This is a genomic window from Xanthomonas prunicola (assembly GCF_002846205.1).
Taxonomy (GTDB): Bacteria; Pseudomonadota; Gammaproteobacteria; order Xanthomonadales; family Xanthomonadaceae; genus Xanthomonas; species Xanthomonas prunicola.
Genome location: NZ_PHKV01000026.1, coordinates 1 through 12,281, shown reverse-complemented (window position 1 = coordinate 12,281; position 12,281 = coordinate 1). Strand labels below are relative to the sequence as shown.

The 12,281-nt window shown below is 59.4% G+C and carries 10 protein-coding genes; 6 read left to right on the top strand and 4 right to left on the bottom strand.

The features are described from left to right. Position 1 precedes the first annotated feature (1 nt). Positions 2–880, top strand: coding sequence for a type II toxin-antitoxin system RelE/ParE family toxin (locus XpruCFBP8353_RS22505; RefSeq protein ID WP_249027459.1), 879 nt, complete (start codon positions 2–4; stop codon positions 878–880). 206 nt (positions 881–1,086) lie between these two features. Here XpruCFBP8353_RS22505 and XpruCFBP8353_RS22500 read toward each other — a convergent pair whose 3' ends face one another. Further along, a complete protein-coding gene (locus XpruCFBP8353_RS22500) occupies positions 1,087–1,575 on the bottom strand; it encodes a hypothetical protein (protein WP_101365166.1) in 489 nt (162 codons plus the stop codon). Positions 1,576–2,248: 673 nt separating this feature from the next. Here XpruCFBP8353_RS22500 and XpruCFBP8353_RS22495 point away from each other — a divergent pair. Further along, positions 2,249–3,868, top strand: coding sequence for an alpha/beta hydrolase (locus tag XpruCFBP8353_RS22495; protein WP_101365160.1), 1,620 nt, complete (start codon positions 2,249–2,251; stop codon positions 3,866–3,868). A gap of 112 nt (positions 3,869–3,980) precedes the next feature. On the opposite strand, the gene XpruCFBP8353_RS22490 is transcribed toward XpruCFBP8353_RS22495, so the two are convergent. Next, entirely contained in the window at positions 3,981–4,379 is a 399-nt protein-coding gene (locus tag XpruCFBP8353_RS22490; RefSeq protein ID WP_162301156.1) for an antitoxin Xre/MbcA/ParS toxin-binding domain-containing protein, read from the bottom strand. A 266-nt stretch (positions 4,380–4,645) separates the two neighbouring features. On the opposite strand from XpruCFBP8353_RS22490, the gene XpruCFBP8353_RS22485 reads away from it, so the two are divergent. Beyond that, on the top strand, positions 4,646–5,101 hold the full coding sequence (locus tag XpruCFBP8353_RS22485) for a hypothetical protein (protein WP_162301155.1): 456 nt from the start codon (positions 4,646–4,648) through the stop codon (positions 5,099–5,101). Positions 5,102–5,118: 17 nt separating this feature from the next. Here XpruCFBP8353_RS22485 and XpruCFBP8353_RS22480 read toward each other — a convergent pair whose 3' ends face one another. After that, positions 5,119–5,811 carry a DUF2306 domain-containing protein gene (locus tag XpruCFBP8353_RS22480; protein WP_243391186.1) on the bottom strand — a complete coding sequence of 231 codons (693 nt, stop codon included), beginning with the start codon at positions 5,809–5,811 and terminating at the stop codon, positions 5,119–5,121. 30 nt (positions 5,812–5,841) lie between these two features. Then, positions 5,842–6,744, bottom strand: a complete 903-nt coding sequence (locus XpruCFBP8353_RS22475; RefSeq protein ID WP_101365157.1) for a pseudouridine synthase — start codon at positions 6,742–6,744, stop codon at positions 5,842–5,844. Between the two features lie 371 nt (positions 6,745–7,115). Here XpruCFBP8353_RS22475 and XpruCFBP8353_RS22465 point away from each other — a divergent pair, with 371 nt between their 5' ends. The 3 genes from XpruCFBP8353_RS22465 to XpruCFBP8353_RS22455 all read left to right on the top strand — a co-directional run bounded on the left by XpruCFBP8353_RS22465 (position 7,116) and on the right by XpruCFBP8353_RS22455 (position 12,199). Further along, positions 7,116–8,666 (top strand): choice-of-anchor Q domain-containing protein, encoded by a 1,551-nt coding sequence (locus XpruCFBP8353_RS22465; RefSeq protein WP_207759701.1) that lies wholly within the window; start codon positions 7,116–7,118, stop codon positions 8,664–8,666. 488 nt (positions 8,667–9,154) lie between these two features. Further along, entirely contained in the window at positions 9,155–9,991 is an 837-nt protein-coding gene (locus XpruCFBP8353_RS22460; RefSeq protein ID WP_101365155.1) for a restriction endonuclease, read from the top strand. A gap of 51 nt (positions 9,992–10,042) precedes the next feature. Next, complete coding sequence (locus XpruCFBP8353_RS22455) at positions 10,043–12,199, top strand: hypothetical protein (RefSeq protein WP_101365164.1); 2,157 nt, start codon at positions 10,043–10,045, stop codon at positions 12,197–12,199. Positions 12,200–12,281 lie beyond the last annotated feature (82 nt).

Here is a 12,281-nt window from a genome sequence, read left to right as displayed (position 1 = left end):
CCTGCAGGTGCTGCATGTGCATCTGGATGCCAGCGACTGGCTGCCCCGCACCGAACCGCTGATCGAACGCATCGAACCGTGGATTGCCGCGCTGATCAGCGCGTTGCTGCACGTGCTGATGCTGCTGATCCTGCTGTCGGCGTCCACTCCCACCATGACCCCGCCGCAAGGCTCGGCTAGCGGTGGACGCATCAAGGTGGATTTCGTCGGCGACACCGACCAGCCGCAGCAACCCACGCCTTCGCCGACGCCCACCCCGCCCTCGCAGACCCCCGCGCCGGTGCAGCCGCCGCCGGCCGCATCGCCGCTGCAATCGACGCTGGTCCAGAACGCCAAGAACCCGGTGCCGCCGCAGGGCGATACCCGCCGCGGCAGCCTGGCCGAGCAACGCCGTGCACAACCGGTGCAGCGCCCCACCCCGCCGCAGCCGCCGGCCGAACCGTCATCGCCACCGCAACGCCGCCCGGAAACCTGGACCGGTCGCCCGCCGGGCATGCTCGAAGAGCCCGCCGACGGCGCCGAAGACGGCATGGCCAACACCCCCACCATCAGCCAGGGCCGCCGCAACGACCGCAACAACGCCCAGCCCAGCCTGGATATTGGCGGCTTCCAGGTCTATTACGAGGTGCGCAGCGAAACCCAGCTGCGCGCCTGGAAAGAACAAGGCATGCAGGAAATCGCCATCATCCTGCCCGGCACCCAGCAACGCATGATCTGCCCGTTGGATGTCGCGCTCAAACGTGGCTCCAGCAAATGCCGCCTGCTGCCGCCGGATTCACCGGAGTTGAAATCCATCGGTGATGCCCGCGAGGTCATCAACATGATGGAGGTTTACCGCCAGGGCGAACCGGTCTGGCGTGGGCCAGGGCCGTATCGGTGAGGCTAGTTGCCTGCCACACATGTCGGCAGGCAACCGTGCTGCCTACTCGGAACGTTCGTAGCGAAGAACGCCGCCGTGCTTGCCCCTGGCTAGGGTCCTGTTTTGGACACAACCTGCTCTGAAAACGCGGCAGAGAACTCCTCGGCACCGCGCGCTGAAACGCTTGTCAGTGAACTAGTTCGGCGGCGACTTGAACGTTGCAACCATCAACGCCCTTGGTCTTTTCCGAGCTGGCTGCTCAGCGCTCCCTTGAAGGGCGCCGGATCGCTGGTGACCAGGCAGTTGTAGCTCTTGTCGCTATTGAGCACGAGCACCGACGATTTCGGCCCCTTGAAATTCAGCCCGATAGAGAACAGCACATAGGTATTGGGCAATTCGCTGGGCCGGAACGCACCAAAGGCATACTGGCCAGACAATCCCAACGGCGACAACGGCACCGTGAGCATCAGCGGCTGCATGGCAACAGGCGATGGCAGCGACGAGGAAGCATTCATCATCTTGGACTGCACATCGATGGAATACGTGGTCGTGACCGCCATTCCCAGATATTTGGAAGTCGTTTCCGCAACCTGCTTGCGACACGCCGCAATATCTTCGGGCTTCCGATCCTGCTGGCCGTTCTGCAGCGTGGCAAATACATGGCTTAACGTGACCGTTTCCTTCCCGGGCACCGGCGCGGCAACAGCAACGCTCATGCACAGTGCGGTCGCCAGCAGCGAGAGACTGCATGCCGCAATCGCACCGCGCCGGTGTGTGTTATGGATCATGTCGATCACTCCTAACTATGAGTTTATGGTGCAAGAATGACCAGCGGCCATGGTTCGTCGTGCGATGTACTGCGCGTTGACAGAGCACGCAGTGGCATTTTCGAAACTCTCAAGCCGCAGATGATCGCCAGTGTTTTTGACGACGAAATACGTCGTTGAGAGTGATACCAGATCTACATCGATGTTTCATCGCGTACTGCCTGGTGCAGCGATCTTGAGTTTCTGCAGCGTGCCAACCCGACAAATCGTCTCAACGCTTTATTTACGTGATGCAGTTTGGTTTTCAAAAGAGAACAGACCCATCCGGTCAAGGGCGTCACACAACACCTGGAACAGAACGGCTCCGTCGCGTGGCGGGGGACGTGCAAGCCGGCGGCAAGGTGACACGCGTCGATGCGTCCGTATCAAGAGCCGGCACGTCGTGCCTTGAACCACCAAAAGGTTTTCGCCTGCGCTGCAAGCGACCCCGACCTGCATTCGTAAAACACGCAGATCCGATGCGCTGACCTCGCTTCGCCCACAGCACGCGCAGCTGCCCGGAAACTGGCTACAGTCTGCACAGGGCCAGCGCGCCCGCTCCTTCACCCGTTCAAGGATCTGCATGTCCCTGCATCGTCTTGCCCCGCGCCTGGGCCTGGCCATTGGCCTGCTGTGCGCCTGTGCCGTGCACGCCGCCGAGCCGGCGCCGGCCCATCGTCTGCTGCGCGTCACCCTTGACGGGGCGACCGACCAGGCCACCTCCGGGCGCCTGTTGGTGTTCGCCACCCTGGCCAAGGATGCCAGGGCAGAAGCCAAGCAAGGCGGTAAGGACGGCAAGGTGGAAGAGGTGAATATGAATCCCTTCCGCCCCACCGCAGTGGCGGTGGCCGCGCAGGACGTCACCGCGCTGGTACCCGGCGGCAGCGTCCAGATCGATCTGGACAATATCGCCTTCCCCAAGGCGTTTTCTGCGCTGCCATCTGGCGAGTATCTGGTACAGGCGGTGCTGGATCCGGACAACAGCTATAGCTACAGCGGTCGCGATGGTGGCGATCTGCTGAGCGAAGTCACTACCGTGACATTGGCCAACGGCAAGCCATTGCCGGCGCTGACCTTGAGCAAACAGGTGCCTGTCTCGAACGATCCGTGGCAGGTTTCGCCGCGCGCGCCGCAGGCGGTGCGCGATGCGGTGCCCGAGGCCAAGCACCATAGCGCCGATGCCTCGATGGTGAGCCCATCGCTCAGCGCGTTCTGGGGCCGGCCGGTCTCGCTGCGCGCACGCGTGATGACCCCGCCGGGATACAACGCCAAGGCCGCCACGCGCTATCCCACCGTGTATGTCACGCACGGCTTCGGCGGCAACTACAACCGCTTCGCCGGCACTATTGCGTCCACCTGGCGCCTGATGGCGGCCAAGCAGATCCCGCCGATGATCTGGGTGTTCCTGGATCAGGCCACGCCTACCGGTACCCACGAGTTCGCCGATTCGGTCAACAACGGTCCGTGGGGCACCGCGCTGACCGAAGAGTTGATCCCGGCGCTTGAGCGACAGTACAAGATGGATGGAAAGGCCAGCGGCCGCTTCTTGACCGGCCATTCGTCCGGCGGCTGGGCGACGCTGTGGTTGCAGACGCGCTATCCCAAGCTGTTTGGCGGCACGTGGTCCACGTCGCCGGATTCCAGCGATTTCCACGATTTCACCGGCCCGGACTTGTACGCGGCCAATGCCAACCTCTACCGGCGCGCCGACGGCAGCCAGTTCCCGCTGATCCGCGACCACGGCAAGGTCGTGGCCGATCTGGAAACCTTCGCCAAGCTCGAACGCGTGATCGGCCCGTACGGCGGCCAGCTCACCTCGTTCGAGTGGGTGTTTTCCCCGCGTGGCGCCGACGGCCGCCCGCTGCCGATGTTCGACCGCGACACCGGCAACGTGGACCCGGCCGTGGTGGCCTACTGGCGCACCCACTACGACATTTCCGCGCGCGTGGCCGCGCACTGGCCCACGCTCAAACCGGATCTGGACGGCAAGATCCATGTGATCGTCGGTACCGCCGACACGTTCTACCTGGATGGCGCGGCGCATAGATTCCAGGCGGTGCTGGATGGCCTGGGCGCCAAGAGCGACTTCCGCTACCTGGAAGGCCGCAGCCACTTCGATCTCTACGTCGAGGGCGATGACAACGACGCGCTGATGAAGAAGATCGCCGCAGAAATGTACACAGTGGCGCGACCGAAGCGGTAGAGGCGTGGGATCACGGCGTTGCACGCAGCACTGCGCACGTGCAATGCATATCGACACCGACGCACTGCACCGTGCACGTCACATCAGCACAGGCGGCGTTGTCGGTCGGTCATCAGGCAGACCGCGGCAATTCCCATTCCACCTGTTGCCGCAACACCAACAACAACACCTGGATGCGGCCGCCGCGCACCATCTCGGCAGGGGTCTGGCCATCGAGGGCGTTCATGGGTGCGCGGAACCAGCGGATCAGCGCCTCGTTGTTGCCGCCGTTCAAGGCCCACGCATGGCAGACAATTTCGCCCAGGTTTTCGATGCCTGCGGTACCCAGCAATTTGAGGTGCTCGGGAGTGAACGCAAACAGCGATAGCACCAGCTCGGCATCGGCCGCCTTGCCGTGATCGACCTCCATCTGCTGGCTATGCGCGGTGCTGTAGATCGACGCCTGCGCACGGAAATCTTCGGCGCGCCGCATACCGGTCAGCACTGCTGCAATCAGGTCGGCGCGTTCCATGGAGTCTTCCAGGTGAGGACGTGCGCGCACGCTAACCGGGCCGCTGCTGCCGCTCAATCGGGAGACTCCTGACACACTCTGAAGGCGTCGGCGGCCGTTGTATGACGCGCCGCGTCACCGCAGCGGCGTGCATCCGGGGCTGGAAGCTCGCTCGCACCTTCGCAGCGCTTAACAGCGGGATTGCTAGGATTCGGGCGCGTCACTGGCAGCAGCCTGCACGTGAATGGGCTGCAGTGTTGGAGTCTCACCTCATGAGGAGTTGTCAGATGCCCTGGAAATCCGCTCTCGCCATGCTTGCCCTGTCCGCCGCCGCGCTGCCGGCGCTGGCCCAGTCCGACCGCCAAGTGGTCGAGGACATGGTCACCCGCTCGGCCAATGTCTGCCCCGGCCACAGCACCGAACGCACCACACCCACCGTCAAGGCCGTGCCCGTCGGTGCGCTGCGCGTGATGCTGGAACGCGGCCTGGTCATGTGCCCCGACCGCCGCCTGGATGCCGAAGCGCCGGCAGTGTTCTACGGCCGCCTGGGTGTGTTCGCCTGGAACCCGGAAGTGCCCGCCGGCAAGACCGTGATCGTCCAGCAGATCGGCGCGATGACCCGCAAGGACGACTACCCGGTCGAAACGCAGGTATGGGACGCCAAGGGCACCGCGCTCAAGCAGCAGACCGTGCCGATGTTCGAACCACGGCCGGGTGCGGCGGTGTTGTACAAGGTGCGTTGAGGCGCACCGACGCCGTTTCAGCCGCGCGTCGTTGACGACGTCGGCACCTGGCGCGGCGCAGCCATGCGCACGCGCCAGAGCTTGGTCGGTGCGACGCTGGTTGCCACAACGTGGATCAGCACCGGCAGTGCCCAGCTTGCCCAGAGCAACGCGGCAATCGTGTCAGGAGAAGGCGCCACCCCAGCGGCGATCGCTGCGTAGAGCGCGATGCGAAACATGACCGGCGCCAGCGTTACCAGATACGCCCGCACCATCCAGCGTCGGTGACGACCGAGCTGTCCGCGACGGATAGCCGCCAGGCCCACGGACGCCACCACCAGCCATGCCGCTTCCGTCGCCGCGAAGGCGACGCGGATCGCCATCGGCGCAGGCGAGGTTGCGATCAACGCAGTGGCACCGAACAGTGCCACCAGCATGCCGGCGAAATACGCACGCCCAATCCAGCGATGCACCCATGCCTGCTCGCGCCAGCGTTGCGTGGCGAACTGCACCGTGCCGAGCGCGATGCCCACCGCACCGCCGCCCAGATGGCACCACAGCCAACCGCGGCGAGTGAGGAACATGCCATATGCCGGCGAGTCCAGCTCGGCGTATTTCAGATACACGTGGCGCACAAATTCTGTAGCGAAGACGGCCAGCGCAAGCCACAACAGCGCCCATGCCACGCGGGCAATCGACGTCCCGGCAGATACCTCAGCACCATCGCGCATCGGATCAGGTTGCATGCACCGCTCCTTCGGTCAGTGAGCGCTCACGTGCATCGGCCCCACCGTCGCGGTGAACGCTCTCGGCTCGCCGGTGAGCGGATCATCGAATGCCAGCGTGTGCGCGAACAGTTGCAGCGGACGTTCCGGGTCGTCGGGCCGCTGGGCTTGGAGGTCGGGATAACACCGGTCGTGCAGGATCGGCGCGCCTAGCGCGGCCATGTGCACACGCAATTGATGCTTGCGGCCGGTGACTGGCTCCAGGCGATAGGTCCACGTGTCTGCTCCGCGCGCGACCACCTCGATCACCGTCTCGCTGTTGGGGTCTCCCATTCCCTCACGCATGCGAAAGAACGGGTCGCCCGGCTCCAGCCGGCTGCGGCGCACATGCGGAAACGTCAGCTCTGGAAGGGGCAGTGCCACTGCGAGGTACTGCTTGCGGATGCGCCGCTCGCGAAACAAGGATTGGTAGATCCCGCGCGTGGCCGGGTTCGCCGAGAACAGCACCAGCCCGGCGGTCTCGCGATCGATGCGGTGCAACGGCACCAGCGCCGGATTGTCCAGCCGCTGCACCAATCGCGTCAGCAGCGTCTCGCGCACATACACACCGGCCGGTGCGACCGGCAGAAAATGCGGCTTGCACGCCACCACCAGATCCGCGTCGGCGTGCACCACTGTCTCGACATACGGAATGACCGGCTCATCCGTCACCTCGCGGAAATAGCGGATTTCCGTACCCACGCGATAGGGCGCTGAAAGCGCCAAGGCATGGTCATTGGCATCGCGCACCAGGCCGCGTGCGAAGCGGTCGCGCCAACGCTCGGCGGCAATCGCAGGAAAACACGCGCACAGCGCATCGAAGACCGAGACCCACGGTCCGGCAGGCAACTGGAAGCGGCTGGCCGGCGTGCCATCGTGCGTGCGGGGTGCATCGGGCATCGCCGAGATCGCAAAAGATCGAGAAGGCAGCATGGTAACGCGCGCTGCCGCGCTACATTGCATTGCATGCAGCATCGCGATTGCATGAAGCACTGCAGCATCGTTTGCTCGCTGCAGTCGCTACTTTCCGCGTGCGCGAAGCGATGTGCGCTGGCACGACGCTGCCGCGTCGACGCATGGTGTTCTGGAACTTAGGTTGGAATACCGACGCGTGCGATCGCGCACCATGCCACGCCCTCATCATCAGACCCGCAGCCTGCAACACACGTGTCATCTCGACCGTTGACGTTACGTGCTGGCAGCACGCATTCCCCCACTCCCTTTCTCAAGCAGGAACACCACCCATGCGTTCAACACTTCACGCAACCGTCGTGACGGCCGGACTTTGTGCCCTCGTCACCACCAGCGCGGCCATCGCCGCAGTGCCATCGGTGGCGCAATGCACCACGCCTCAGCCGTGGGCGCATTCCAACGCCGGTGTGGTGGTCGGTAACGGCACCGCGGCCAGTTGTACCGCCAGCGCACTCGCAACTGCGGTGGCGCAAGGTGGCTATGTCACCTTCAACTGCGGTGCGAGTGCGGCCAGCATCGCCGTCAACCAGACCATCAACATCAGCGCCAGCACGCCCACGGTGATCGATGGCCAAGGCAAGATCACCCTGGACGGCCGCCAGGCCGCGCGCATCTTCCAGGTGCACAATGGTAATGCGCTGTCTGTACGCAATCTCAAGCTGCAGAACGGCAGCTCCGTGCAGCCGGCATCCAACACGCAATACGCGCCGGGCACCTGGGGTGGCGGAGCAATCAACGTCAATTACCGCGGCAAGCTGGAAGTGATCAACAGCCAGTTCCTCAGCAACCGCAGCAGCATTGGGGGCGGCGCCATCTTCGCCGGCAGCGATACCGACGTGACCATCGTCAAGAGCTCTTTCTCGAAGAACACCTCGTGGCTGGGCGGCGCGCTCTACACGCAGCTCAGCCGCCTGACCATCGTCAATTCCGAGTTTGTCGGCAACCAGGCCATCAATGCACCGGCCGGCTTCCCGGATGCCGACCAGTTCGGCAACAGCGGCGCGATCGACACCGACGGCGCCTCGCTCGCCGGCTACCTCAACGCTGCTGCCGGTGGCGCCACACTTTCCGTTTGCGGCACCGTGGTGCGCAACAACACCGCGGCCAATAGCGGCGGCGGCGCCACGCTGTGGGCGTATGCGCCCGACACCATCGACGTGCGCTATTCCACCTTTGCCAACAACATCGCCTACGGCGGCCCGGCCGGTGGTGCACGCATCAGCCTGGGCTTCGGCGATACCACGCACTCGGGCACTACCATCACCACCCCGGGCATCATCAACGTCGAAGAAACCAGCTTCCTTTCCAACCGCGCCGAAAAGAGCAACGCCGGCGCCTTGTATATGGACTGCTACGGCCCGTCCTGCAATGTCAGCAACAGCACCTTCTATGGTAACTACGCAAAGGGTGTGGGCGCGGCGATCCAGCATGTGGGTTGGCAGCCGTCCAATGGCGACCAGGGCAAGACCACGGTGCGCTTCAACAACGTGACCTTCGCCGAAAACACCCCAGGGTCCACGTTGTTCGGCAGCGGCTTCGACATCCGCAACGGCATCTTCTACTCCAAGACCGAGCGGACCTTCTGCAGCGACCAGAGCAGCACCGGCAACAACCTCATCGAGTACTCGGCTGCGGGCGGCCTGTTCCATAGCTGCCTCACCGCCGGCCTGGCACGCGCTACCGATCCGCTGCTGAGCGCACCGGCCGCCAACGGTGGACCAACGCTGACCCAATTGCCCGCGGCCAACAGCCCGGTGCGCAATCTCGGCAATAACTGCCGCAACATCGACCAGCGTGGCGTTGCACGCGACACCGCCGTTTGCGACGTGGGTGCGGTGGAAATCAAGTAAGTCGAACTGCGCGTCCTTGCCGTCTGGCGAGGACGCGCGTTTGGGTGGCCGGGTGGCCGGGGGGGCTAGTAGGCTCGCTTGGTCGCGCAATCAAGCGGTAGTCGCGTCGCGGTGCAATGCCGCGTCGGCACAGATTGGCGTTGGCTAAAAGGCCTCGTGCGCAGCGTGGGCTGCTGCCCACCTACGAACAATGCTTGCGCACCTCATTGGCAAAGATAGCTACCGAGCGTGGGAACCACCGAGTGGTTTCCAGAATGTCTATGAGGCTTGCGATGTCACTCATCCGTTAGCACCTACCGCCAGCGGATACCTGCACAAACTGCACTGAACTGATGCGAGCGAGCTCAAGCATTGGCATTTGAATAAGCCATTTGCGCTGAAGCGCATCGTCCCGACATTTGATGAGCCACAGACCGCAATAGCATCGTTCGCTTGCTGACAACGCGCGTTTCAGCGGTTATGTTCGAACCTGGAACGGGGGTTCTTGCATGGGACGCAGAAAGAAGCAGAGCGGGTTCGAAGCGTTGGCCGCGTTGCCGTGGCCACTCGGCCTCGTTGCGGGAATCGTTGCTTATCTTGGGGTCCGCTACGGCATCGGCTGGTGGTTCTCCCACCAGGGCGGGATGCTGTCGCAGGGCTTTGCCCAGCAATCCAATGGAGTGTTCGCGCCATTGGCGTGGATGCTGCTCGGCGTCTGCTGGCTCGCCGCGCTGTGCTCCTATCTGGGCACGCGCAGTCGGCGACGCTTTCTGGAGACACGCACCACCCTGGAGAGCCTGGCCGCCGGCGGCTGGCGCCAGTTCGAACTATTGGTAGGCGAAGCCTTTCGCCGGCAAGGCTATAGCGTTGAAGAAACCGGCCTGGGCGGCGCAGACGGCGGCATCGACCTGATCCTGCGCAAGGACGGCCGCCGCACGCTGGTGCAATGCAAGCAATGGAAGCGCCAGCAAGTTGGCGTCAGCGTCGTGCGCGAAATGTTCGGCCTGCTCGCCCATCACCAGGCCCACGCGGTGAAGATCGCCTGCACCGGTACTTACACGAAAGACGCTGAGCGTTTCGCCGAAGGCAAGCCGATTGAATTGATTGGTGGGGAGCAGCTGCTGGGAATGATTCGAGCGGTGAAACTACACGCAGCGTCGCAACCGATACCACAAGTGGCACGCGTCGAATCCCACTTCGCTTCCACAGAATCCAATGCCTCTGCAACGATCGCCACCCCAAGCTGTCCGCGCTGCGGCAGCGCGCTTGTGCAGAGAAAGAATCGACGGACTAGCAAGAACTTTCTAGGTTGCAGCCAGTTCCCAAAATGCAGGGGAACTGCGTGAGGGCGCCTGACCACGTTTTTCATTTTTTGAACTTAAACTCGAGCGATGAACATGAGGCTGTCTGTAGACCTTAAGAACTGTTATGGCATCAGTGAATTGGTGCATGAATTTGATTTCACCAATAGCAATGGATATGCCATCTATGCGCCAAATGGTTTCATGAAAACTTCGTTTTCAAAAGCCTTCGATGATTTTTCCAAAGGACGAGAAACAAAAGACCTTATTTTCCCAAATAGAGCTTCACATAAAGTCATCAAGGATGATGCGGGAATCGACATTGCTGCTGATTCAGTTTTTGTTGTAGAGCCATATAATGCCGATTTCGCCTCTGAGAATACATCATTACTTCTTGTGAATAGTGAAGTAAAAAAAAGATATGATTATGCTCTTAAAGAGATTGCGGACAAGCAATCAGCTTTGGTTTTGAAACTTAAACAATTATCCGGATTGACGGGGAGAACAATTACTGTAGAAACAGAAATTTTGAAATGCTTTGGAAAGAAATCACTCGCTGAACTTGTAGATTCACTGGAAGAACAGGTGAATGCCGGCACTCCGTCGCAGCTTTCCAGTGTTGTTTATGCGGAAGTTTTTAATGATAAGACTGTTGGACTTTTGGATTCCGGGTCCATCAAGCATCAGCTGGAAGAATACATCCAACAATACAACGAACTGGTGTCCAATTCTGATGTCCTCAGCAAGCAGTTCAATCACTACGGCGCGTCGACTGTTAACAAGCAGCTCAAAGATAATGGGTTTTTTGAAGCCAAGCACACAGTAAATCTCAGAACTAAAGATGGGATGAAAGAGGTTACTACTGCTGATCAACTTGCTGAGAAAATTGAGGAAGAGCGAAAGAAGATTCTGACAGACAAGGATCTTGCTACAAAATTTGATGCGATAGATAAGAAAATCCAAAATACTGAGCTTAGGAAATTTAGAGACTACCTCTTTGATAACCAACACATCCTTCCATACCTGAAAGACTTCAAGAATCTTCAGAAGGAACTTTGGATTGCTTACTTGGTCGATCAGAAAGACCTCTATAGTCAATTCCTAGACGCCTACAGAACGAGCAAGGTCACTATTGAAGAAGCTGTGGGGCAAGCTAAGAGTGAAAGAACAGAATGGGAAGCAGTTGTTGATTCCTTCAACAAGCGGTTCTCTGTCCCGTTCAAGATGATTGTGGCAAACCAAGATGATGTAATCTTGAAAGGCTCACAACCTTCTATTTCATTCAAGTTTAGAGATGGTGATGGTGAAAGTGATGTTGCTAGAGAATCCTTGCTAAAGGTTCTTAGTCAAGGCGAAAGAAGATCGCTTTATATACTGAACATCTTGTTTGAGATAGAGACAAGAAGGAAGAAAGGCGCAGTTACGATATTAGTGATTGATGATATTGCAGATTCTTTTGACTATAAAAACAAGTATGCAATCATTGAGTATCTAAAGGATATTTTCAGCTCAGGGAAGTTCATGTGTCTTTTTCTCTCTCACAACTTCGACTTCTACAGAAGTATCAGCGGACGGTTAAATTTAAATTGGAGCTGCAAGCTACATGCAACAAAAACCGGCAGAAAGTTGAAGCTGGTGCAAGAAAAGTATCAAAACAATCCATTTGATTATTGGAAGAATAATATCACCACACCCGCTTACTGCATCTCGGCCATCCCTTTTGTTAGGAATTTGGCTGAATTCTGCGGGCACAAAGATGAATTTTTAAAGCTAACATCACTGCTGCATGTCAAAGATGATACTGACACTTTAACTCTTGATGAGCTTTGCGCGATATATAAAAAGATACTGGCTGATAAGCAGCAATTGGCACTGACCCCACCAGCGAAGTTTGTAATCGATGTGATCCACGAAGAAGCAGAATCGGTTCTCAATCAGCAGGAGGAAGCAATAGAGCTTGAGGGAAAGATTGTTCTATCAATTGCCATCAGACTTTTAGCCGAACGGCATATGATTAGAACCATCAACAATGCTGTTTTTATTAAAGCCATCAAGAAGAATCAGACAATCAAGCTTCTTCAGGAATACAAGAGATTGGGCCTTGGTAGGCTGGAAGATGTTTCTGTTCTTGAGCAAGTTAACTTGATGACTCCTGAAAACATTCATCTGAACTCATTTATGTATGAGCCTATTCTGGATTTGGGAATAGCTCATCTGAAAGCGCTCTATGCAGAAGTCAAGTTGCTTCCATAAAACAAACACACGGAATGACGGGGTGATGTCACGTTTTCAATTGACATGAGACACCTTGACCTCCCATACATCCCCCACCCGC